The sequence below is a fragment of the Pseudomonas poae genome, assembly GCF_001439785.1.
Classification (GTDB): Bacteria; Pseudomonadota; Gammaproteobacteria; order Pseudomonadales; family Pseudomonadaceae; genus Aquipseudomonas; species Aquipseudomonas poae.
The window spans coordinates 106,683-128,904 of sequence record NZ_JYLI01000018.1; the positions used below are offsets into that span (position 1 = coordinate 106,683).

Annotated in this window: 19 protein-coding genes, 1 tRNA gene and 2 pseudogenes; 13 read left to right on the top strand and 9 right to left on the bottom strand. The window is 58.4% G+C overall.

The genetic code is table 11. The annotated features are described in order from the left end of the window. Nucleotides 1-888 (bottom strand): nitrilase family protein, encoded by an 888-nt coding sequence (locus tag TU75_RS20175; RefSeq protein WP_003232792.1) that lies wholly within the window; start codon nt 886-888, stop codon nt 1-3. A 115-nt stretch (nt 889-1,003) separates the two neighbouring features. Then, nucleotides 1,004-2,953 (bottom strand): flavin monoamine oxidase family protein, encoded by a 1,950-nt coding sequence (locus tag TU75_RS20180; RefSeq protein ID WP_060549885.1) that lies wholly within the window; start codon nt 2,951-2,953, stop codon nt 1,004-1,006. Nucleotides 2,954-3,724: 771 nt separating this feature from the next. Here TU75_RS20180 and mgtA point away from each other — a divergent pair. The 5 genes from mgtA to TU75_RS20205 all read left to right on the top strand — a co-directional run bounded on the left by mgtA (nt 3,725) and on the right by TU75_RS20205 (nt 12,344). Continuing rightward, nucleotides 3,725-6,430 carry a magnesium-translocating P-type ATPase gene (gene mgtA, locus TU75_RS20185; protein ID WP_060549886.1) on the top strand — a complete coding sequence of 902 codons (2,706 nt, stop codon included), beginning with the start codon at nt 3,725-3,727 and terminating at the stop codon, nt 6,428-6,430. 92 nt (nt 6,431-6,522) lie between these two features. Further along, nucleotides 6,523-7,239, top strand: coding sequence for an MgtC/SapB family protein (locus tag TU75_RS20190; RefSeq protein WP_060549887.1), 717 nt, complete (start codon nt 6,523-6,525; stop codon nt 7,237-7,239). A 297-nt stretch (nt 7,240-7,536) separates the two neighbouring features. Beyond that, complete coding sequence (locus tag TU75_RS20195) at nt 7,537-8,163, top strand: response regulator transcription factor (protein ID WP_003232786.1); 627 nt, start codon at nt 7,537-7,539, stop codon at nt 8,161-8,163. Between the two features lie 36 nt (nt 8,164-8,199). Continuing rightward, nucleotides 8,200-11,793: a transporter substrate-binding domain-containing protein gene (locus TU75_RS20200; protein WP_060549888.1), complete on the top strand. Its 3,594-nt coding sequence runs from the start codon at nt 8,200-8,202 to the stop codon at nt 11,791-11,793. A 134-nt stretch (nt 11,794-11,927) separates the two neighbouring features. After that, nucleotides 11,928-12,344, top strand: a complete 417-nt coding sequence (locus tag TU75_RS20205) for an ANTAR domain-containing protein (RefSeq protein ID WP_003232784.1) — start codon at nt 11,928-11,930, stop codon at nt 12,342-12,344. Between the two features lie 2 nt (nt 12,345-12,346). On the opposite strand, the gene dkgB is transcribed toward TU75_RS20205, so the two are convergent. The 3 genes from dkgB to TU75_RS28330 form a co-directional block, all read right to left on the bottom strand. Next, a complete protein-coding gene (gene dkgB / locus TU75_RS20210) occupies nt 12,347-13,165 on the bottom strand; it encodes a 2,5-didehydrogluconate reductase DkgB (RefSeq protein ID WP_060549889.1) in 819 nt (272 codons plus the stop codon). Nucleotides 13,166-13,332: 167 nt separating this feature from the next. After that, complete coding sequence (locus tag TU75_RS20215; RefSeq protein ID WP_015371774.1) at nt 13,333-14,412, bottom strand: 3-deoxy-7-phosphoheptulonate synthase; 1,080 nt, start codon at nt 14,410-14,412, stop codon at nt 13,333-13,335. A 331-nt stretch (nt 14,413-14,743) separates the two neighbouring features. Beyond that, on the bottom strand, nt 14,744-14,878 hold the full coding sequence (locus TU75_RS28330) for a hypothetical protein (protein WP_256094246.1): 135 nt from the start codon (nt 14,876-14,878) through the stop codon (nt 14,744-14,746). A 145-nt stretch (nt 14,879-15,023) separates the two neighbouring features. Between TU75_RS28330 and TU75_RS20220 the strand changes: the two genes are divergently transcribed. Then, entirely contained in the window at nt 15,024-15,773 is a 750-nt protein-coding gene (locus tag TU75_RS20220; RefSeq protein WP_060549890.1) for a carbon-nitrogen hydrolase family protein, read from the top strand. After that, nucleotides 15,774-16,205, top strand: a complete 432-nt coding sequence (locus tag TU75_RS20225; protein WP_060549891.1) for a GNAT family N-acetyltransferase — start codon at nt 15,774-15,776, stop codon at nt 16,203-16,205. Between the two features lie 34 nt (nt 16,206-16,239). Here the strand turns inward: TU75_RS20225 and TU75_RS20230 are convergent, their stop codons facing one another. Continuing rightward, entirely contained in the window at nt 16,240-16,479 is a 240-nt protein-coding gene (locus tag TU75_RS20230) for a DNA-binding protein (RefSeq protein WP_003232777.1), read from the bottom strand. A gap of 83 nt (nt 16,480-16,562) precedes the next feature. Between TU75_RS20230 and TU75_RS20235 the strand changes: the two genes are divergently transcribed. The 5 genes from TU75_RS20235 to TU75_RS20255 all read left to right on the top strand — a co-directional run bounded on the left by TU75_RS20235 (nt 16,563) and on the right by TU75_RS20255 (nt 20,273). Then, entirely contained in the window at nt 16,563-16,928 is a 366-nt protein-coding gene (locus TU75_RS20235; RefSeq protein ID WP_060549892.1) for a helix-turn-helix domain-containing protein, read from the top strand. A gap of 149 nt (nt 16,929-17,077) precedes the next feature. Next, nucleotides 17,078-17,719: a response regulator transcription factor GacA gene (gacA, locus tag TU75_RS20240; protein WP_025854531.1), complete on the top strand. Its 642-nt coding sequence runs from the start codon at nt 17,078-17,080 to the stop codon at nt 17,717-17,719. A gap of 1 nt (nt 17,720) precedes the next feature. Next, a complete protein-coding gene (gene uvrC / locus TU75_RS20245; RefSeq protein ID WP_003232773.1) occupies nt 17,721-19,544 on the top strand; it encodes an excinuclease ABC subunit UvrC in 1,824 nt (607 codons plus the stop codon). Between the two features lie 32 nt (nt 19,545-19,576). Next, the gene (pgsA, locus tag TU75_RS20250) at nt 19,577-20,137 is read left to right on the top strand and encodes a CDP-diacylglycerol--glycerol-3-phosphate 3-phosphatidyltransferase (RefSeq protein ID WP_003232771.1); all 561 of its coding nucleotides are present in this window, start codon (nt 19,577-19,579) and stop codon (nt 20,135-20,137) included. A gap of 60 nt (nt 20,138-20,197) precedes the next feature. Continuing rightward, nucleotides 20,198-20,273: transfer RNA gene (locus tag TU75_RS20255), tRNA-Gly, on the top strand. Nucleotides 20,274-20,507: 234 nt separating this feature from the next. On the opposite strand, the pseudogene TU75_RS26865 reads toward TU75_RS20255, so the two are convergent. Together TU75_RS26865 and TU75_RS20265 are read right to left on the bottom strand one after the other, a co-directional pair. Beyond that, nucleotides 20,508-20,846 (bottom strand): annotated as a pseudogene (locus tag TU75_RS26865) (TraU family protein); the annotation flags it as partial. 105 nt (nt 20,847-20,951) lie between these two features. After that, complete coding sequence (locus TU75_RS20265; protein WP_060549894.1) at nt 20,952-21,206, bottom strand: helix-turn-helix domain-containing protein; 255 nt, start codon at nt 21,204-21,206, stop codon at nt 20,952-20,954. Nucleotides 21,207-21,363: 157 nt separating this feature from the next. Here TU75_RS20265 and TU75_RS27705 point away from each other — a divergent pair, with 157 nt between their 5' ends. Beyond that, nucleotides 21,364-21,621 (top strand): LasR-specific antiactivator QslA, encoded by a 258-nt coding sequence (locus tag TU75_RS27705; RefSeq protein WP_082630499.1) that lies wholly within the window; start codon nt 21,364-21,366, stop codon nt 21,619-21,621. A gap of 35 nt (nt 21,622-21,656) precedes the next feature. Here the strand turns inward: TU75_RS27705 and TU75_RS20270 are convergent. Then, nucleotides 21,657-22,100 (bottom strand): annotated as a pseudogene (locus TU75_RS20270) (conjugative transfer ATPase); the annotation flags it as partial. Between the last annotated feature and the right edge of the window lie 122 nt (nt 22,101-22,222).

Below are 22,222 nucleotides of genomic sequence, written 5' to 3' on the forward strand. Positions count from 1 at the left end.
TCAGCGTGGAAGGGCAGGGTGTTGGGCATACCCGAGCATCTGACCGTAGAGGTCGCAGCGTCGGTCGCGCTGCAGGTCATTGAGGCTGTTCCAGATCGGCGCACTGCGGGCGCTGGTGATATCGATGTCGGCAAACAGTATTTCCTGGCGATTGGCCGAGGCTATGGCACCGATCGGCCAGCCATTGGTGCCGGCAATCAGCGAGCAGCCGAGGTAACGGGCGTCCCGTTCTTCGCCAATGCGGCTGGCGGCCGCGATAAATACGTTATTGACATGGGCGGCTGTCATCGTCAGGTACGACGCCATGCATTTGCCCGCCTCATCGAACAGCGGCGGCGGGGTCCACACCCAGTTGTTCAAGCTGCAAATGATGTCGGCGCCTTGCTGGCTGAGAATACGCGGCACCTCGGGAAACCAGATATCCCAGCAGATCAGCAAGCCGATGCGTCCGATGGGCGTTTCAAATACGGGAAAGCCGGTATTGCCTGGGGTGAACCACAGCTTTTCCCTGTTCCATAAATGGGCTTTGCGGTATTTACCGATGAACCCATCCGGGCCAAGCAGCACCGCAGTATTGAACAGCTGCGTACCGTCTATTTCGCTCAATCCGGCGACCAGATACACCTGATATCGACTGGCAAAATCCATCCAGGCCTTGACACTGGCACCTTCCGGGACTGCCTCGGCGTGATCGAAGGCGTCCTGGCGGCTGGTGAAGAAATAGCCACAATTGGACAGCTCTGGCAGCACAATCAGATTGGCGCCACCATTGGCGGCTTCGGTGGCCAACGTCAGGGTCTGACGCAGGTTGTTGGCGTGGTTGGCGGTGCCGACCTGGGGGTCAAACTGGATCACTGCTACGCGGGCGGGGCTGGCTGCTTCGCTCATGGGTGTTGCCTCTTATTGTTATACAACCGGAATGGTTGGGCGTTTATAAGAGGCGACAATGTGTTTATATAAAAGTCAGACAATTCCTATCGAGTTGTGGCTTGTTTCTTTCGATTTAACGCTCAACCCGATACTCAGGATAATCCTGCAGGGTGAAGCCGCCATTGAAGGACGCTTGGGTCCTTGCGCATAGGTTGATCACCGTGTCTATCGCCCCCCTGAAGCACGGCTCCGTCCAGCCAGCGTCTACCGAAAACGACTCACCGCACAGGTAGAGCCCTGAAGCGTGCGAGTAATCCCTGTTGTATTTCATCAGGCTCACCGCATCGTAGTAAGTGCCCGCGCGATAAAGCTTTGCGCAGCCAAGTGAGTGCTTGTCGTTCATCCAGCGCTGAACGACAGCCTGTTCACGCGCTATATAAGGAGAAATTTTTTGGTTTATGTTGGTCGATTTCAGAAGGATTCTGTCCAGCTCATCTATGCACTTTTCAACCAGCTCTTCATCGCTGAAAAATAATAATTTCGTGGCGTCGTCTTCCCAGGTGTAGCTGAGTAAAATGCAATCATAGGTGTAGTTGTTGTTATAGCGGTAAGTGTATATATCGTGTATCAGGCTGTCGGTTACGATGGTTTGCGGGATAGTTGTATTCTGCGAAAGAAATGATTTTTTAAGCGGCGCATAAACCTTGCAGCTGGTTTCCCAGTGAGCCGTTTTGTAGGCTGATATTATTTCGAAGGGAAGCATTTTCTGATTGAAATTTTCAAGTGTTATTTGTGTTTCTATTAGCCAGGAGGGCAGTGTCATGACGACGGAGTCAACGTCGATGAATTCTTTTTTCACCCTCTCTGGATCGGCGACGTTCCAATCGTAGTAAACCCGTATTTTTCCGCTGTTCAACTTTTTTAGTTTTGTCACTGAGCTGCTGGTCAGTAAGCCTTGCCGATGGTCAATCAAATGCTCGTACAGCGATTGCCGAGTCTCGCCAGGCTTTATGAACAGTAATGATTCTGCCAGGGCCCCAAGGCCGATATAGCTGGGTTTACTGAACGGCAGGCCTCTTGAATCGACGGTCTTCAAGGCATTCAAATAAGGGGAATCTTTCGCGGTGCCGTCCTCATTCACGCGACCATGGATCAGCTGTAGATGACTGCTGAAACCGAATATTGCGGTGCGAAGCGGGTAAAGCGAACAGACGTCGTAAAACGCTCCCCAGCTGCCATCACCAATACCGATGGCATAAAAAATTGCCGACTCCTGAGCGTTCATACCCATCCCGCCAAAGTTGCCGGGGTCACCTTGACTCCATGTATCGATGGCGGGCATTTTCACCAAATCCCGGAATGAAATACCTTCATATTTTTTGACAATGGCGGCCCACATGTCATCCCAGCGTTCTGCGCCATAATGCTCGGACACTGTTAAGGTCATGCGCTCAGCAAACATTTTCCATTTTGCGAAAACCGTGCTTAAGGCTGTTCCAGGGGGCGGTGTTTTTCCATCGGCGTTCTTCCATATAAGTAGGGTTGGCTCGTCACACCCTTCAACGCTGCCTTCCCTGAGGTAGATGCCCGTTGATCGAACTGCCGGGCTGCCCGGATTTGGGAAGTCTGAATGCACTAATTCGAAGGCGTCAGCGTAATAGGCCATGAGCGAGCGACCCTTTTTAGGGGGCTCATCTGAGGTGTTGAAGAATGGCATTCTCATTGCCCCCATTTCAAACGGGGGACGGCCATAGGTGCGTGTGTTGTTTTTCCCAAAAGCGGTAAGGTGTCTGCCGCCGATGCGTTGGGATTTTTCAATCACAGTGATGTTCGTAAAACCGCATCGATGTAATTCTCGTGCGGTTGTCAGACCGGTGATGCCTGCACCGATGATGCAGATTTTATGTTGAGTGTCCGTTGCTTGAGCGACACCGTTTTCCTGCTCTACCAAGGCGCGATAGTCAAAGCACAAATCCGGCGGGCCCGGGAAGGTTGCTCGCCACTTATTATCTGCGGAGCGTTTTTTTCGATGGGACTGCGAGGCGATGTCTGCTGGGTAATTGAAGTTGGAGCCGATGGTCATTCTGATATTCCCTGTTCAGTAGTGAGTCGCTGCTGAAAGGGTGAGGGCGGGTGCTGCTGGACGGGAATAAGCCGGGAATGATTGTTGGATAGGGAATGTCGTGTTCTCGCGTAGGTCTTGCCAATGCTCTTCAGTTAACCGCGGATTCCCTGTGGCGAGCAGGCTTGTCCTGCGTTGGGCTGCGCAGCAGCCCCAAAACCAGGCGCTGAGCCGTATCAGGTACACCGCGTTTTGCTGGATTGGGGGCGCTTCGCACCCCAACGCGGGGCAAGCCCGCTCGCCACAGCGCCAGGTCGGGGAATCAGCGAGGGCTTTCATTGATCGGGGGGCTTGAAAATCGGTTCCTGAACCCATCCTGAAGAATCTTCGTATTCACCCATTCGACACTTTTCTGCGGTTTACTCTGCTGGCACCGGGGCGTAAGCTTCGCGCGTTTTCATCAATAGCGGAGACCCTAAGTGGGTACTTGTTCGAGTGACAGTTGTCGGCCGGTCTTGTTAACCGGCACGTACTTGGCAAGGTAACGCGCATTCTTTTTCGATGCCGTTGTCTCGCCAAAAAAGCGAGAAGCGGCATCCCGGTAGCGGCCAGTTCTGGTCGTGCCTCGATCCTCTCTCATCGACGCTGACCAGCCACCCATTACCGTGGGAGGCTACGGACGCGCCTGCCTGTTACGGCAGGCGGGCCACGTCTGTCTGTGCCTGTGAAACGGGCGCGGTGCAGAGGGCAGTACCTGCACGACGGGTTTTTACCTCGCGCAGGAGTAACACCATGAAACTCACTCTGCTCAAAGAGTTCTTCGCAGGCTTTCTGCGGACCCGCCATATCGCCCGGCATTTTCGCCGCCTGGCCATGCTCGAAACCGTGACCGACGCCAGCGTCAGCCGTGAAGTCCCGCCGACCCTGGCGCAAACCCTGGTGGCCGCCGCCAACAGTGACGCCGCGCAATTGCTCGGCACGCTGGGCAGCCATGCCGAGGGCCTGAGCAGCCAGGACGCCGACGCTCTGCGCGTGCAATACGGCCTCAATGAAGTCGAGCATGAGCAGCCGCTGCCATGGTGGGTGCATCTGTGGCACTGCTACAAAAACCCGTTCAACCTGCTGCTGACCCTGCTGGCAGTGATCTCGTGGCTGACCGAGGACATGAAAGCCGCCACGGTGATCTTCTCCATGGTGGTGCTCTCGACCCTGCTGCGCTTCTGGCAGGAGGCCAAGTCGAACAAGGCCGCTGACGCGCTCAAGGCAATGGTGAGCAATACCGCGACCGTGCTGCGCCGAGACGCCCCCAAGCGCATTGAGCTGCCGATCAAGCAACTGGTGCCGGGCGACCTGATCGTACTGTCGGCCGGCGACATGATCCCGGCCGACTGCCGCGTACTCACGGCCAAGGACCTGTTCGTCAGCCAGGCGGCGATGACCGGTGAATCGATGCCGGTGGAGAAATTCGTGCAGCAGCAGGACGCCGCGACGCGCAATCCGCTGGACCTGGAAAACATCCTGTTCATGGGCACCAACGTGGTGTCCGGCGCCGCCACCGCTGTGATCCTGGCGACCGGCAACAGCACCTATTTTGGCGCGCTGGCCCAACGCGTGACGGCGACCGACCGTGCTACCACATCGTTCCAGCATGGCGTGAACAAGGTCAGCTGGCTGCTGATTCGCTTTATGTTCGTGATGGCGCCGGCGGTGCTGTTCATCAATGGTTTCACCAAGGGCGACTGGACCGAAGCGCTGTTGTTCGCGCTGTCGATTGCCGTGGGGCTGACCCCGGAAATGCTGCCGATGATCGTCACCTCCACCCTGGCCAAAGGGGCGGTGTTTCTGTCGCGCAAGAAGGTCATCGTCAAGCGCCTGGATGCGATCCAGAACTTCGGCGCCATGGACGTGCTGTGCACCGACAAGACCGGCACGCTCACCCAGGACAAGATTTTCCTGGCGCGCCATGTTGATGTGTGGGGCCAGGATTCCGACGACGTACTGGAAATGGCCTACCTCAACAGCTACTACCAGACCGGCCTGAAAAACCTGCTGGACGTGGCGGTGCTGGAGCACGTCGACGTGCACCGCGAGTTGAACGTGGGCACGGCCTTCCACAAGGTCGATGAAATTCCGTTCGACTTCAATCGCCGGCGCATGTCGGTGGTGGTCGCCGAGCAAGGCTTGCCGCACCTGTTGATCTGCAAGGGCGCCGTGGAGGAGATCCTGTCGGTGTGCACCAGTGTGCGTCACGGTGAGGTTAACGAAGCGCTGACCGACGAGCTGCTGGCACGCATTCGGCAGGTGACTGCGGCATTCAACGAAGAAGGCCTGCGTGTGGTGGCGGTTGCCGCGCAACCGATGGCGTCGGGTCGCGATACCTACAGCCTGGCGGATGAAAGCAACCTGACCCTGATCGGCTATGTCGCGTTCCTCGATCCACCCAAGGAAAGCACAGCGCCTGCGCTGAAGGCGCTCAAAGCCCACGGCGTCGCGGTCAAAGTGCTCACCGGTGACAACGAGTTGGTCACCGCCAAGATCTGCCGCGAAGTGGGCCTGGAACAGCAAGGCCTGCTGATGGGCAATGACATCGAAGACATGACCGACACCGAGCTGGCCAAGGCGGTTGAAACCACCAATGTATTCGCCCGGCTCACACCCAGCCACAAGGAGCGCATCGTGCGCCTGCTCAAGGCCAACGGGCATGTGGTCGGGTTCATGGGCGACGGCATCAATGACGCGCCGGCGCTGCGTACCGCCGATATCGGTATTTCGGTGGACAGCGCGGTGGACATTGCCAAGGAAGCGGCCGACATCATTCTGCTGGAAAAAAGCCTGATGATCCTCGAGGAGGGCGTGCTCGAAGGCCGTCGTACCTTCGCCAACATGCTCAAGTACATCAAGATGACCGCCAGTTCCAACTTCGGCAACGTGTTCTCGGTGCTGGTGGCCAGCGCGTTTATCCCGTTCCTGCCGATGCTGCCGATGCACCTGCTGGTACAGAACCTGCTCTACGATATTTCGCAGATCGCGATTCCGTTCGATAACGTCGACGAGGAAATGCTCGCCAAACCGCAACGCTGGCAGCCGGGGGACGTGGGGCGTTTCATGCTGTTCTTCGGGCCGATCAGTTCGATCTTCGACATCACCACGTTCGCCCTCATGTGGTACGTGTTCGATGCCAACACACCGGATCACCAGACCCTGTTCCAGTCCGGCTGGTTCGTGGTGGGGTTGCTGACCCAGACGCTGATCGTGCACATGATCCGTACCCCGAAAATTCCGTTCCTGCAAAGCCGTGCGGCGATGCCGTTGATGGTGATGACCGTGGTGATCATGGCAGTGGGGATTTTCCTGCCGATGGGGCCGTTGGCACATTACTTCAAGCTGCAGGCGCTTCCGTCGCTGTACTTCGTGTTCCTGCCGGTGATTCTGCTGGCGTACATGGCGCTGACCCAGGCAGTGAAGGGCTATTACATCCGCAAGTTTGGCTGGCAGTAAGACTTTATTGGCAGCACTGCCTGCCCCTGTGGGAGTTCGTTCTCACCGGGGCAGGGCGGTTTCAATCTGTGGCTGCAGACAGGGAGATTTTTATGCAGGCAATCCATAACATCAACCTCGACTCGCTGATCGATACCCTGGTCAGTCTGACGGCGGCGTTCATCTTCGGCGGCCTGATTGGCTTTGAACGCCAGTACCGCCAGCGTACGGCGGGCCTGCGTACCAATGTGCTGGTGGCGGTGGGTGCGGCGATTTTTGTCGACATGGCCAGCCGGCTTGGTGGTGCGGAGGCGGCGGTGCGCGTGGTTGCCTATGTGGTCTCGGGCATCGGCTTTCTCGGGGCCGGCGTGATCATGCGCGAAGAAGGCAATGTGCGCGGGCTCAACACGGCGGCCACGCTGTGGGGCTCGGCCGCGGTGGGCGCCTGTGCCGGCGCCGACCTGATCCTGGAAGCGCTGTTGGGAACCCTGTTCGTGCTGGCAGCCAATACCTTGCTGCGGCCGATCGTCAATAACATCAACCGCCAACCGTTGGATGTGGTGTCCGCCGAGGTGACCAATATCCTCTATGTGATCGCGCGACGCAGCCAGCAACAGGCGGTGATGGTGTTGCTGGAAGCCGAGCTGGCGCGCTGCAACTACCCGGCCAGTGACATCGATGTGCGGCCATTCGGCAGCGAGGAAGTGGAGATCGAGGCCACCCTGGCCGCGACCTCGGTGGACGGTGACGAGCTGGACGCGCTGGTGGCGCGTATTTCCGGCTCGACCCTGGTGGTGCAGGCGTTCTGGAGCCCGAGTACCACCGACTGACGGGGCGCGCGCAACGCGCGTTCAGATTGCCACCTCATCAGGCGTTGCGAGGATAAGTCCTACGCCTGGTCAGGAATATCCCTTCGATCCAGGCGTTATTACGTTGCTAAGGTTGCGCCCTCACTGCTATCCGGCAGCGAAGATTCGGCTGTGCATATCCGAAAATGCTTTCAATCGAAGGGACCAGGCTTGACCCCGTGTTGAGTAAGCGCAGTGCCGCTGGTCGGGACTGTCATTTCTCACAGGTACCTGCGTCCCGTGTGATGTGTGAGTGTACTTGCGTCTCAGGGGAGTGTTATGAGTAAAGCGTTAATCGTTGATGATCACCCGTTTATCCGCCAAACCGTCCGGTTCCTGCTCAAGCAGGAAGGCTTTACCGAAATCGACGAGGCGGGCAATGGCGCGGACGCGGTACAAAAGGCTCGGGAAGGTCGTCCGGACTTGATGATCCTCGACCTGGCCATTCCGAAACTGGGTGGGCTGGAGGTGATCAGTCGGGTCAAGGCACTGGGCTTGCCGTGCAAGATGCTGGTATTGACCGCATCCCTTGCGGAGTTTTTTTCTGCCCGATGCATGCGCGCCGGCGCCATGGGGTTTGTGGCCAAGACCGGTGAGTTGGACGAGCTGCAAAAGGCAATCAAGGCTGTGATGTCCAATTACAGCTGCTTTCCCAGCTTGTCGAGCAGTTCGGTACGGCGTGATGACTTGCAATCCACCGAGCTGCAACTGGTGGAGTCGCTGTCGGATCGCGAGCTGGAAGTTTTGCGCATGCTCGCGCTGGGGCTGGGCAACAACCAGATTGCCGAGCAGATGTTGCTGAGCCACAAGACCATCAGTACCTACAAAACGCGCCTCAAGGAGAAGCTGCGTATGTCATCGGTGGTGCACATTGCAAAATTCGCCCAGCGCAATCAACTGATTTGACTGCCCATGAGGTTCGTCAGGATTCGCCCCTTTATCATGACCCTGTTGGTGGGTTGGCCGCCAATAGCGGCGACGGCAGCTGACGAACCACCCCCCTTGCGCTTGTTGGCGCATTCCAGTTTTCATGGTCCATCCCCGGTATTGAAAGAATCTGACTGGCGCTGGCTGCGTGAGCGGCGCACGTTGCTGATGGGAATTTCCGCCCCCGATTATGCCCCGTTTGACCTGACAAACAACAACGGTGAGTTCCAGGGAATCACTGCTGATTTTGCGGCGCTGATCAGCCAGGCCCTGAACGTGACCATTGAGGTCCGATCCTACGAAACCCGCGATGAAGTGATCGAAGCCCTCAAGCAGGGCACCGTGGACTTCATTGGTTCCGCCAATGGCTATGAAGCTGCAGACCCGCAACTGGTGATGTCGCGCGCCTACGCCAACGACCAGCCGACCCTGGTCACCCGCACGGGTGAGAGCCAGGCGATAAGCAGCGATCTTGCGGGAAAGCGCGTGGCGATGCTTTATCACTACTTGCCGCCCGAGAGGGTGCGTGGTTTTTACCCCGATGCGCGGTTGGAGCTGTTTTCCTCGACGTTCGAGGCGATCGGCGCGGTGGCGTTCGGCCGCGCCGATGTGTACCTGGGGGATGCCATCAGCACCAATTACCTGATCAACCGCAACCACTTGAACAACGTGCGCATGGCGGACTTTTCCACCCTGGAAGTCAACCCGTTTGCCTTTGCTCTGACGCGGGACAACAAGCAGTTGCTGCCGATTATCAACGCAGCGCTGGCGGCGATACCGGCCAGTGAACAAATGGAGATCCTGCGCCGCTGGAGTGGCGGTAATCTGGGGATCGTCGGCGCCGAGCGATTGCAATTGAGTGCCAGTGAGCAGCGTTGGCTGGAGAAAAATCCACGGGTCAAGATCGCGGTGCCCGAGCAGTTCATGCCGCTGTCCCTGATCGATGACCAGGGGCAGTTCGAAGGGTTGAGCGCCGAGTTGTTGTCCCGTATCAGCTTGCGCACCGGGCTGAAATTCGATGCGGTGCCGGGCCGCTCGATCCCGCGCCAGATCGACCAGGTGAGCGCGGGCGGGGCGGACATGCTGGCGGTGGTGACGCCCAGTGTCGAGGGTGCCGAAAAGGTGCGTTTCACCCGGCCCTACCTGACCAACCCGCTGGTGCTGGTGACCCGTGGCGAAGAGCGCAGCCCGCTGACGTTGGAGGACATGGTGGGTAAACGGCTGGCGCTGATCGGCGGCAGTGGCCTGCACGATACGATTGCACAGAATTTCCCGGGGATTCGGTTCGTGGACGTCGAAAATCCGGAACAGGCGCTGGCGCTGGTGGCCAATGGCGGCGCAGAGGGCGCGGTCAACTCGCTGCTCAGTGCGCGCTTTATGATCGCCCGGTCTTACCGCGACAGTTTGCGCGTCACCAGCACAATCGGCTCGGACCCGGTGCGTATCGCCTTTGGGGTCAACCGCAGCCAGTTGGAGCTGTTTTCGATCCTCGATAAAGCGCTGCTGAGTATCACGCCGCAGGAAATGGATGAAATCATCAGCCACTGGCGCAACGAGGTCATCATCGAGGACAGTTACTGGCTGCGTCATCGCAATGTGATCATGCAGGGATTTGGCCTGGCCGCGCTGCTGCTGGTGATCACCCTGGGCTGGGCGATTTATCTGCGCAGCCTCATCCGCAAGCGTGTGCAGGCCGAGCGTGCCTTGAGCGACCAGATGCGCTTTATGAGCGTATTGATCGACGGCACGCCGCACCCGATTTACGTGCGTGATCGCCAGGGACGGTTGATGGCGTGCAACAACGCGTACCTGGATGTGTTCGGCTTCAGGCTCGAAGAGGTGATCGGCAAGACCGCCGTGGAAACCGACACCGGCAACCCGCCTCAGGCGCAACTGTTCCATGAGGATTACATGCGCCTGATGGCCAGCGGCGTACCGCAGATTCAAGACAGAATCCTCAAGGTGCCGGGCGACAAGGTCCTGACCATTTACCAATGGATGCTGCCGTACCGCGATGGCGATGACAATGTGGTGGGCATGATTGCCGGCTGGGTGGATGTAAGCGAACGGCAGCGCTTGCTCGGTCAGTTGCAGGAGGCCAAGGAAGATGCGGACGCCGCCAACCGTGCCAAGACCACGTTTCTGGCGACCATGAGTCACGAGATTCGCACGCCCATGAACGCGGTGATTGGCATGATCGAGCTGGCCCTGGCGAACGCCGAGCAGGGCCGCCCCGACCGCGATGCCCTGCAGGTGGCGTCGGTGGCATCACGCGGCATGCTGGAGTTGATCGGCGATATTCTGGACATTGCGAGAATCGAGTCCGGGCATCTTTCGCTGGCGCAGGAGCCCGCCAACGTGCATGAACTGCTGCTGTCAGTGGCGCGGGTGTTCGAAGGGCTTGCGCGCTCCAAGGGGCTGGCGCTGCAGGTGGAATTGGATCCGTTGATGGATTGCCCGGTGCTGGTTGATCCGTTGCGCTTTAAACAGGTGGTTTCCAACCTGTTGAGCAACGCGATCAAGTTCACGTCTCAGGGCCAGGTGCGGTTGGGAGGAAGCGTTTCGCCGGCCTGCGATGCAGACCAACTGGAGTTCAAGTTGTGGGTCGAAGACGCCGGTATCGGTATCAGCGCAGAAGACCAGCAGCGGCTGTTCAACCCATTTATCCAAGGCAGCAACAGCGAGCAGTCGCCGCGCAGTGGGTCCGGGCTGGGGCTGGTGATCAGTCGCAACCTGTGTGAAATGATGGGGGGCAAACTGCACCTGAGCAGCGTGCTCGGCAAGGGCACGCGGGTGGACTTGCTCGTGACGCTGGCCCGTACCGCGATATCGCCCGCCGAGCACCCGGCGATGGTCGCGCGCGCGCAACCGGTTCGGGCATTGGACATTCTGGTGGTGGATGACTATCCGGCCAACCGCGCGCTGCTGGCGCGGCAATTGAGCTTTCTGGGGCATCGGATCAGCACTGCCGAGGAAGGCAACCAAGGGTTCGAGCTGTGGAAAGCCGCGCCTACGGATGTGGTCATCACCGATTGCAACATGCCGCTCAAGAACGGTTACGCACTGGCGCGTGATATCCGTGCGTATGAACGCGAACACGGCCGGGCGCCATGCCTGCTGCTTGGGTTTACCGCCAATGCGCAACCTGAAGAAACCGAACGCTGTCGCCAGGCCGGCATGGACGGTTGCCTGTTCAAGCCGGCGGGCCTCGAAGACTTGCGTTCGGCGTTGGCCACGCTCACCGATCAACCGTCGGCTGCTGAACCGGACCTCGTGGTGGATCTGAGCGCTCTGGTCTCGCTGACCGGGGATGATCGCGCCGCGCTTCTGGAACTTCTGGCACCGTTGCTCGACAGCCTGCAGGCTGACCGCGCGCTGCTTTCGATGCTGCACACTGAGCGCGACTTTCACGCATTGCATGATCTGGCTCACCGCGTCAAAGGCGGCGCGCGCATGGTCAGGGCCCAGGTGCTGATCGCGCACTGCGACACGCTGGAGACGGCTTGCCTGAGCCAGGAGCGCAGCGCCCTGGATGCTGCCGTACAGGCGGTAGGCGTGGCGATTGACGATCTGTACCGAGGCTTGAGTGGTTATTGCAATCAGCCTTGACGGCGTTTGATGGCCATTCGGTAAGTTTGGGACAACTCCTACGCGAAGGGGGAACAAGCCTGATTTTGTCTGCGGGATATGTCTGGAAAATGGGCGCTGCTCACTGACGAGCTCCGCCTGCGCAGGTACCCGACATGCCGAATAAAGCACTGACCATCCTGATTGCCGATGAACAGCACCTGCAACGACTGCACATCGAGAAAATGCTCAATCAGTTGGGGTATCACCGCATCCTGCCGGTGCAAACCTTCGAAGAAGTCCAGATCCTGACGGCCATTCCGGCCGAGCCCTTCGATGTATTGATCATCAATGCAGGGCTGGCGGCCCAGGCGAGGGGGCCGCACCCCCAGGCCCGTCATGTGTTGGTGTACGACCATCTGGACGTGGCATCAGCCGCCGGCACCACGCCGACATTGCTGGTTCGTTTGCCGGGTGCGCCGGACACGGTCAATCTCGAACACTTCATGGACATCATTGACCCGCCCGGCGCCTCTCGGGGCCTGCGGGTGTTGCCGTGGCTGCGGGAGTTGTCCCGCAAGCCGGCTGCCTGAGTTCAGTCCCACTCGGGTGCGATGCTCTTGGGGCTGGTCAAGCGATGGCCCCGTTCCAGGTTGGCAATTTGCGCCATGTCGTCCGCGCTCAAGGTCAACTGCAGGGCTTTCAGGTTGCTCTCCAGGTTGGCGCGCTTGGTTGACGATGGAATCACCGCATGGCCCAGTTGCATGGCCCATGCCAAAGCGACTTGCGCTGGGGTGGCTTGATGGCGTTCGGCTATTTGCTCGAGTACCGGGTCCTTGAGCACTTCGCCATAGGCCAGGGTCATGTACGAGGTGATCTGGATATCGTTGGCGTGGGCGAATTCCACCACCTTGCGGTTTTGCAGGTAGGGGTGCAGCTCGATCTGGTTGGTGGCGATATTTTCCGCGCCCACGGCGGCAATCGCCTGTTTCATCAGGTCGACCGTGAAGTTGGAGATGCCGATCTGGCGCGTCAGGCCCAGGCGCTTGGCTTCCAGCAGCTGGCCCATGAACTCGGCGACGGGCACCTGGTTTTCCGGTGACGGCCAGTGGATCAGCGTCAGGTCCAGGTAATCGGTTTTGAGTTTGCGCAGGCTTTCCTGCAGGCTGGGAATCAAGTGGCCCTGGGCGAAGTTGGACACCCAGATCTTGCTGGTGATGAACAGCTCGTCACGCGGCACGCCGCTGTCGGCAATGGCTTGGCCAACCTCGGCTTCATTCTCGTAGATCTGCGCGGTGTCGATGGCGCGGTAGCCCAGTTCCAGACCAGTGCTGACCGAGTCGATCACCACCTGGCCTTTCAAACGGAAGGTGCCTAGGCCGAAGGCAGGGACTTTTTGGGTAGGGAGGGACATTAGAGACTCCTGAACGGGTGTGGACAATGGAGTCGAGTATCCGCGCGTCGTTCCGTTGGAAAAACCGCCGATGCCGCAAAGGACTGTTGAGGGAGCGTCACGAATGGTGGGGCGGCTCGATCAACGGCAGGAGGGGCAAGCCCCTCCTGCACTTCGATCTTTGTCGATCAGGCGAGTGTGCGGGGTACCCGCAAGCGCTCGGCCGCATTGCGCAGCAACTGCTCGGTGGCGGTCCAGCCCAGGCAGCCGTCGGTGACCGAGACGCCGTATTTCATCGACGCGCTCAACGGCTGGCAGCCCTCGAACAAATGGCTTTCGAGCATCATGCCGATCAGCGATGTGTCGCCCTGCAAGCGTTGCTCCAGCACCTCGTTGAACACGGCCGGCTGACGCAGCGGGTCCTTGCCGCTGTTGGCATGGCTGCAATCGACCATGATCCGCGCGGCCACCTTGGCGTTGGCGAGGTCTCGCTTTACCTGTTGCACATTCTGCGCATCGTAGTTCGGCCCGCGGTGACCGCCGCGCAACACCAGATGGGTGTCGGGGTTGCCCGGCGTCTGGATGATCGCCGGGTGGCCCTGGCTGTCCACACCGAAGTGGCGATGAGGGTGGGCGGCTGAACGCATCGCGTCACAGGCAATGGCGACGCCGCCGTCGGTGCCATTCTTGAAACCCACGGGCATGCCCAGACCGCTGGCCATTTCGCGATGGATCTGCGATTCGGTGGTGCGCGCTCCAATTGCGACCCAACTGAGCAGGTCATCGAAGTAGCCGGCCGCCATGGGCTGCAGTAGCTCGGTCGCGACCGGCAGGCCCAGGCGCAGCATCTCGCGCATCAGCTCGCGCGACAGCGTGAGGCCGGCCGCCATGTCATCGCTGCCGTCCAAGTGCGGGTCATAGGCCAGGCCTTTCCAGCCGATGGTGGTGCGGGGTTTCTCGACGTAGGCGCGGATCACCAGCAGCATCTGATCGCTGACATCCAGCGCAAGCTTCTTCAGGTTGCGGGCGTATTCCATGGCCGATTCCGGATCGTGGATCGAACAAGGGCCGACAATCACCAGCAAGCGTGAGTCTTCGCCATTGAGGATGGCGCGCACGGCTTGGCGATGGGCGTGGATCTGTTCATTCAGGAACGGGCTGAGGGGCAACTGGTGCTTGAGCTCAAGTGCGCTGGGCAGGCGTCGGATCAGGGTTTCATTGGCGCAGGTCAAGGCGTGGAGGGGCAGGGCGGCGACGGAGGAGTTCATATTCAGGGCTTCCTGGGCAAGCGGCGGGCTATTCCCGCGCACTTGGCCTACTGGGGTGTTCGACAATTGGCCGGATTGGCTACGTGTGTGGATTTGCCACCAGCGGGTGACCGATCGGAGGCGGCAGGCTGTCCCGAGCGGAGCTGGCTAAATCGCCATGCAGTGCAAGTGTCGTAACGGTAATAAGTGGCGTGGTTCATGGCTTGATTCCTTGTGTGTGCTTGCAAAGTTGGTAAGGGCTGAAAAAACAAAACCCCCGGTCGGGGAGCCGACCGGGGGTTAGATTTCTCTGGTAGGCGACCCCTTGAACAGTGGGCGCCGATTTCAGGTATCAGGCGCGCCAGTGGCTGAACCAATACCCAAAATAAAAGCTGACCCGTGCGCTCAAACCGTTCACGCGGGCAGCCACGACCGAGCGCTGGGCGCTGGCAGCAGGGCAGACCTGAATGTGGGTGAGTGGCAGCATGGTTGCTCTCCAGAATGATGGTGCCGAGCTTACTAGAGGCGCCCCGACAGATTCAATCAGTAATTTCTATTGCACGTAGGTACTTACGGCTATGGGGTGAGTGCCGATATGCTGGTCACCTGTTGATGATTGATTGGATGCGACCATGACTGTCCTTACTCTTGCTGCTGCTCAATTCATTTCCGTTGCTGGCGATGTGCCCGAGAATATCCAGCGGCATGTGGCTTTCATGCGCGAGGCGGCTGAACAAGGCGTGCAATTGCTGGTATTTCCCGAACTGTCGTTAACCGAATATGAGCCTTCGTTGGCGGCCGGACTGGCAATTGCTCCGGAAGACGCATTGCTGTCACCGTTGCGCGAAATGGCGCGTGAACTTCAGATAACGGCGGTGGTGGGCATGCCGATTCGATTGACCCCGCATGGAGGTGTGTTGATCGGCGCGCTGGTGCTGGGCGCTGATGGGGGCCTTGCGCTCTACACCAAGCAGCACCTACACCCAGGCGAAGACGTGGCTTTTGTTGCAGGGCAGGGTGGTGCCGCTCTGGAACGGGGGAGCGACCGAGTGGCGCTGGCGGTATGCGCAGACTTTTCCCACGCCAGTCATCCGCTTGCTGCAGCGCAGTCAGGCGCCAATGTATATGCCGCCAGTGTGCTGATCAGCGAAAGAGGGTACGCGGGTGACAGTGCTCTGCTTCAGGGCTATGCCCGCAAATACAAACTGCTGGTGTTGATGGCCAACCATGGCGGCCCTTCGGGTGGCTGGGCCTGTGCCGGGCGTAGCGCAGTCTGGATAGCGGATGGCAGCTTACTGGCGGCTGCGACTGGCATCGGTGAGGCACTGGTAATTGCCCATCGCGATGGCGCCCAGTGGACTGGCCGTGTGGTGGCGCTGTAAATGGCCTTTTACCTCCAAGCAGCCACGCAGCAGGATTTGGCCTTTGCCCGCACGCTGACCCACGAAGCCATGAGCGATTACTACCAGCAATACGGCTTGCTGTGGTCTGACAGAGGCTTCGATACCGCTTGGGCCGACCGGGAAAACTGGCTCATTTGCCGGGACGCCGATGTTCTGGGTTTTATCAGCCTGAGCCGCGATAGCCGAGCGCTCTATATCCGCGAGCTGCATATGACCGAGGGCTGTCGCGGGCTGGGTGCGGGAAGCTGGGTGCTGCAACAGATGGCGTTAAAAGCGCAGGCGTCAGGTCTGTTGCGGTTGACCGTGTTCAAGACCAACCCGGCGAGCAGGCTCTATCAGCGCATGGGCTTCAGCATTGTCGGTGAGGAGAATTGTTTCTGGCGAATGGAGCAGGTCTGCAGCGCAAGCTAACCATGCGTCAAATTCTAATAAGCGCATACTGGCCTCAGGAGCCGACTTCCTGATCTTCGTTCTGGCCATCAGCCTCAGCAAGGATGATCCCTTCCTTCATGCCCAAAAGGACCGCTACCTTATGGGCTTCTCCACGCCGCCCTTTTTTGCGCCCAGCGAGCACTTGATAGGTGGTTGCCGGGTCCACGCCATGTTCGCGGGCGAAGGCTTGCACAGACTTTCCTTGATGTTCCAGCCAGGCCTTGGCTTGTGCAGCAGTGCGGATTCCGGGCATAGTTCAAAACCGTTCAAGTTTGTTTAACGAAGAGATGAGTGTGTCACCTCTTGGGGTGTGCCAGATTAGGATAATACATCCAAATGAGTGGAATCGGTTCGCGTTTAAGGCAAGAAAGAGAGCGACTTGGCCTGTCGCAAAAAATTTTTGGTGAAATCGGCGGCGTGGAGGCCAATGCACAAGGCAAATATGAGAGTGGCGGTCGAGCACCCAAGGCCGACTATCTGTCTCGTGTGGCCGAAAAAGGCGTAGATGTGCTGTACGTGCTTACTGGCATCGCGACGCCGATTCAACTGGAAAACCTGAGTCACATTGAGGAAAAAGTGCTGGGCGACTACCGCGCGATGTTGAAGGAGGACCAGGATGCGATCCGCCGCCTCACGTCTACACTGGCCGAGCACTCCATTGCAGTGAACGGTAAATCCAGGCCGCCGATTCAGGATTCCTGACTGTTTACCCAGAAAATGCGCCGTTCGTCATGAGACGAACGGACCTGCTGCACCAAAAAATCATCTATGACACGAGCAACTAGGTCTGTGCCTTGGTTTTTTGCTAAGGTGTCCAGCAATGTATAAAGACCATTTCGCGAGGTGTCTGCTTGATTAGGGGGCTAGTAGTCGATGACCATGATCTCGTTCGTACAGGCATTACACGAATGCTGGCTGACATCGACGGCCTGCAAGTAGTTGGTCAGGCCGAGTCAGGAGAAGAATCCCTGATCAAGGCGCGGGAGTTGAAACCCGATGTGGTGTTGATGGACGTCAAGATGCCCGGAATCGGCGGGCTTGGCGCCACCACCAAACTGCTGCGCAGCCATCCGGACATCAAGGTCGTGGTGGTCACCGTGTGCGAGGAAGATCCGTTTCCCACCCGCCTGTTGCAGGCCGGTGCCGCCGGTTACCTGACCAAGGGCGCAGGCTTGGCTGAAATGGTACAGGCCATTCGCCTGGTCTTTGCCGGGCAACGCTATATCAGCCCGCAGATTGCCCAGCAGTTGGCCATCAAGTCTTTTCAGCCCACCAGTGATTCGCCCTTCGATGCGCTCTCGGAGCGGGAAATCCAGATTGCCCTGATGATCGTCGGCTGCCAGAAGGTACAGACGATTTCGGACAAGCTGTGCCTCTCACCCAAGACCGTCAACACCTACCGTTATCGCATTTTCGAGAAGCTTGCCATCAGCAGTGATGTTGAATTGACCCTGCTTGCGGTGCGTCACGGCATGGTGGACGCCAGCGCCTGACATGACCACACCGTTTGATGCCAGTGCCTTCCTCTCGACCTGCAGTGGCCGCCCCGGCGTGTACCGCATGTTCGACAGCGAGGCGCGCCTGCTGTATGTGGGCAAAGCCAAGAACCTGAAGAACCGTCTGGCGAGTTATTTTCGCAAGACCGGCCTGGCGACCAAGACCGCCGCGCTGGTGGCGCGTATCGCCCAGGTCGAAACCACCATTACCGCCAATGAAACCGAGGCGCTACTGCTTGAGCAGACGCTAATCAAGGAATGGCGGCCGCCCTACAACATCCTGCTGCGTGACGATAAATCCTACCCCTACGTATTTTTATCCGACGGCGCCTTTCCGCGCCTGAGCATTCACCGTGGGGCCAAGAAGCAAAAGGGCAAGTACTTCGGGCCCTATCCCAGCGCCGGCGCAATTCGTGAAAGCCTGAGCCTCTTGCAAAAGACCTTTTTTGTGCGCCAGTGCGAAGACAGTTTTTACAGGAACCGTACCCGGCCGTGCCTGCAATTTCAGATCAAGCGTTGCAAGGCGCCTTGTGTGAGCCTGGTCGAGCCTGCGGAATACGCTGAGGATGTGCGCCACTCAGTGATGTTCCTCGAAGGGCGCAGCAATGCCCTCACCGATGAACTCTCCGGCGCCATGGAGCAGGCGGCCAGCACCCTGGATTTCGAGAAGGCCGCGGAACTGCGCGACCAGATTTCGCTGTTGCGTCGCGTGCAGGACCAGCAAAGCATGGAAGGTGGCACCGGCGATGTCGATGTGATCGCCGCCTTCGTCAACCCCGGCGGCGCTTGTGTGCACTTGATCAACGTTCGCGGTGGCCGGGTGCTGGGCAGCAAGAACTTCTTTCCGCAAACCGGTATCGACGAAGACGTGGCCGAAGTCATGGCCGCATTTCTGGGCCAGTATTACGTGAGCAGCCCCGAGCGGGATCTGCCCTCGGAGCTGATCGTCAACGTGGTGCACGAAGACTTCCCCACGCTGATCGAAGCAATTCACGAGCTGCGCGGTCGCGAGCTGGACATCAGCCACCGCGTACGCGGCACCCGTGCCCGCTGGCAGCAATTGGCTGTGACCAACGCCGAACAGGCACTCAGCGCGCGCCTTGCCAATCGACAGCACGTCGCCGCACGGTTTGAAGCGCTGGCCGAAGTGCTCAAGCTCGAGGAACCACCGCAGCGCCTGGAATGCTACGACATCAGTCACTCCAGCGGCGAAGCCACCGTGGCCTCTTGCGTGGTGTTCGGGCCGGAAGGGCCGATCAAATCCGATTATCGACGCTACAACATTGAAGGCGTGACGGCCGGCGATGACTACGCAGCCATGCACCAGGCCCTCATGCGCCGCTTCAGCAAGTTGAAGGAAGGCGAGGGCAAGCTGCCTGATATCCTCTTGGTGGACGGCGGCAAGGGCCAGCTGTCCATGGCCCGCGATGTGCTCAACGAACTGGCGGTGCCGGACCTGATTCTGCTCGGTGTAGCGAAGGGGACGACGCGCAAGGCCGGTTTCGAGACGCTGTACTTGAATGACGCCGCCCACGAGTTCACCTTGAAGGGCGATTCACCAGCGCTGCATCTGATTCAGCAGATCCGCGACGAAGCCCACCGATTCGCCATTACCGGCCACCGCGCTCGTCGCGGTAAAACCCGGCGAACCTCAACCCTGGAAGGGGTGGCAGGGGTAGGTCCGACGCGCCGACGCGACCTGCTTAAACATTTTGGTGGCTTGCAGGAGCTGTCCCGTGCCAGCATTGACGAAATAGCCAAAGCACCCGGTATCAGTAAAAAGCTCGCTGAGCTGATTTATGCAAACCTGCACAGCGAATAGAATGCCTTTCCACCTCGTAGCCAGTTGTGCCGATGAATATCCCTAATCTGATCACCGTACTACGCGTCCTGCTTATCCCGATTTTCATTTTATTGTTCTATTTGCCCTACGAATGGAGCTATGCGGCATCGAGTTCCGTGTTCGCTTTCGCCGCCGCCACCGACTGGCTCGACGGCTACCTGGCCCGTCGGCTGGAGCAGAGCACGCCGTTCGGCGCGTTTCTCGACCCTGTGGCCGACAAGCTCATGGTAGCCGTTGCCCTGGTATTGCTGGTGCAGGAACACGGCAACCTGTGGCTGACGCTGCCGGCTGCGGTCATCATTGGTCGCGAGATCGTGGTATCGGCGCTGCGCGAGTGGATGGCCGAAATCGGCGCCCGCGCTCATGTTGCCGTTTCCAATATGGGCAAGTGGAAAACCGCTGCCCAGATGCTTGCGCTGGTCATCCTGCTCGCCAACCCGTCGGACTTCTCCTTCTGGGTTCTGACAGGCTACGCCTTGCTGCTGATCGCCGCCGGTCTGACCCTGTGGTCCATGCTCCAATACCTGCGCGCCGCCTGGCCGCATCTGCGCACTACCGTCGAAAAGAAATAAAACTTTTTTGAATCAAGGTGTTGACGATCGCCGAGGATTCTATAGAATGCGCGTCACCAAGCGGGAATAGCTCAGTTGGTAGAGCACGACCTTGCCAAGGTCGGGGTCGCGAGTTCGAGTCTCGTTTCCCGCTCCAAATATTGCGCTGCAGAGTTCCATTGAATTCTGTAAGTGATTGAAATCAGGGCCTTTAGGCCCTTTTTTCGTTCCAGCGGGAACCACTGAAATCCAGCTCCATCCAGTGCTTTTAAGTCCCGATTTAAGTCCCGAATGAGGATCTTGGATTTGGATGTGCACTGAATCGGTTTTTTGCTGGAGCAGCTTGGATACCCTTGAGCACCCATTCCCTTCCAACCCTTATCCGTCCTTTTGGCTCGTATCCCTTGCCGCCACCTTCCGAACCGCTGATGGGAGAGGAGAGGGTGGCCATCTCGGTCCATGGGTTATTGCCCGTGGTGGTGTAGCTTGAGACCACCAGTTCAGGAATGAAATGACGAACCTTGGTCGAGGTTTTGATTGTGCAGCCGAATGGCGTGCAGAGCAGCCAGAAACAAATGCCCACGACCCTGTATTCGAGGCAGTCTGGCGAAAGCACGGAGGACGTGATGCTTCCGGTGTCCAGAGCCACGCTCGGGCCGCATGCCAGCAGGATGCTCAGTGCCAAGGGTCTTAGCTTTACGGGCGATATTGACGAGCAGACGGCAGTCATAATCCAGGCTCAATATGTATGGCCTGGGCAGAATCGGTGAGGGACTGGAGATTGTCAGCGGAAATTATGAACGCCAATCTATCGGCTTTGTGGTACGTAAGACTATTATTTGACGTGAAGGGAGCTACCCAGTACCTCGGGTTCCACAAGTAACTGATCTGCGGTGATTTCGAAAACGCTCGCGAGCTTAAAAAGAACTAACAACGACGGATTGCCCGTGCATCGTTCAATTTGACTGACGTAGGTGCGATCGACCTCGGCCATGAGCGCGAGCTGCTCTTGGGAAAGGTTTTTCACGCGTCGCATCAAGCGGATGTTTTCCGCCAGTTGCAGACGCAGCTGTTCGTAGTCGTGAGTCATGCGCGCAAATTGCGCCTTGAGGGACTCTCAATCCACGGGATATAGTCTGCATTAGCGCTGATCTATGCCATTTGATGGCTTATATCTGTTAGCGAGCGCTTAAATGTTTTCGAAGCTGGACTTTGCGTCTGAAAATAAATTAGAAATTTAGGTGTGTATGGACGAAAACTACGTTTCAATTCCAGCGGCGGATGGTTGTCCAAGTCTTCTGACTCCGTGGGGTAGCGAATTTTCCTCAATGATTGAGCGTGGCGTGCAATGCGCCCAGGCTTGGCTTGATGCGCCTGGGGAAATTCCGCTGTGGTGGGAGCTGGCGCAAACACGCAAGACTTTTCCTCTCGGTGATTGTCAGGATGCCTTCGAAGCCGGATTTTTGTTGAGGATTCAGCAGCGTCTCCGGGGGGGACGGCAATAACCGTTATCTCGTTTTAGAGCGCTGAATAGATTTACCTAAACAGGGTCTATTCCTCGCGCTCTATCGATTCGCTCCGCTACTCGATATGCCGCTTCCAGCTCAGAGCAGCCAGTGTTTTGCATCAGTGTCCAGCGCTCGGCTTTCTCCTCTGGCTCAGTCATTGCAAGGGCGAGATAAAGACTAGGCGGCACGGCCCGAAACAGTGTTTCGAGTTTCTTCGATAGCACCACTCCTTCGGTGTATTTTCCCGGCTCCTTGCTGGCGGAGAGCAGCAAGGCTTTCTGTGCCGGCGTGAGTTTCTTGAACCGCGCGATTTCCTCAATCTCCGCGGGCGGCATATTCAAGCAAATCCACCATTCGATCATGTTGAGCATGGTCTGCGCAGCCGTGGGAAAGTCGGCAAGGTTCTGCGTGGCGAGCCAGAACCAAGCGCCGAGCTTGCGCCACATCTTCGTACCCTTGACCACGAAGGGCGTAAGCGTCTGCCCAACACATCTTGCTCAATGTTCAGCGTCCGTCTAGAAGCTGAAATCTACCTCGTAAATACCCCGGGCCGCACGGATGCTCACAGGGCGTGTGACTGGCCTTACGTCACTCAACT

Coding starts and splice junctions, on each gene's coding strand:
- TU75_RS20175 (WP_003232792.1), bottom strand. CDS start 888: ATGAGCGAAGCAGCCAGCCCCGCCCGCGTAGCAGTGATCCAGTTTGAC.
- TU75_RS20180 (WP_060549885.1), bottom strand. CDS start 2,953: ATGACCATCGGCTCCAACTTCAATTACCCAGCAGACATCGCCTCGCAG.
- mgtA (WP_060549886.1), top strand. CDS start 3,725: ATGAAACTCACTCTGCTCAAAGAGTTCTTCGCAGGCTTTCTGCGGACC.
- TU75_RS20190 (WP_060549887.1), top strand. CDS start 6,523: ATGCAGGCAATCCATAACATCAACCTCGACTCGCTGATCGATACCCTG.
- TU75_RS20195 (WP_003232786.1), top strand. CDS start 7,537: ATGAGTAAAGCGTTAATCGTTGATGATCACCCGTTTATCCGCCAAACC.
- TU75_RS20200 (WP_060549888.1), top strand. CDS start 8,200: ATGACCCTGTTGGTGGGTTGGCCGCCAATAGCGGCGACGGCAGCTGAC.
- TU75_RS20205 (WP_003232784.1), top strand. CDS start 11,928: ATGCCGAATAAAGCACTGACCATCCTGATTGCCGATGAACAGCACCTG.
- dkgB (WP_060549889.1), bottom strand. CDS start 13,165: ATGTCCCTCCCTACCCAAAAAGTCCCTGCCTTCGGCCTAGGCACCTTC.
- TU75_RS20215 (WP_015371774.1), bottom strand. CDS start 14,412: ATGAACTCCTCCGTCGCCGCCCTGCCCCTCCACGCCTTGACCTGCGCC.
- TU75_RS28330 (WP_256094246.1), bottom strand. CDS start 14,878: ATGCTGCCACTCACCCACATTCAGGTCTGCCCTGCTGCCAGCGCCCAG.
- TU75_RS20220 (WP_060549890.1), top strand. CDS start 15,024: ATGACTGTCCTTACTCTTGCTGCTGCTCAATTCATTTCCGTTGCTGGC.
- TU75_RS20225 (WP_060549891.1), top strand. CDS start 15,774: ATGGCCTTTTACCTCCAAGCAGCCACGCAGCAGGATTTGGCCTTTGCC.
- TU75_RS20230 (WP_003232777.1), bottom strand. CDS start 16,479: ATGCCCGGAATCCGCACTGCTGCACAAGCCAAGGCCTGGCTGGAACAT.
- TU75_RS20235 (WP_060549892.1), top strand. CDS start 16,563: ATGAGTGGAATCGGTTCGCGTTTAAGGCAAGAAAGAGAGCGACTTGGC.
- uvrC (WP_003232773.1), top strand. CDS start 17,721: ATGACCACACCGTTTGATGCCAGTGCCTTCCTCTCGACCTGCAGTGGC.
- pgsA (WP_003232771.1), top strand. CDS start 19,577: ATGAATATCCCTAATCTGATCACCGTACTACGCGTCCTGCTTATCCCG.
- TU75_RS20265 (WP_060549894.1), bottom strand. CDS start 21,206: ATGACTCACGACTACGAACAGCTGCGTCTGCAACTGGCGGAAAACATC.
- TU75_RS27705 (WP_082630499.1), top strand. CDS start 21,364: ATGGACGAAAACTACGTTTCAATTCCAGCGGCGGATGGTTGTCCAAGT.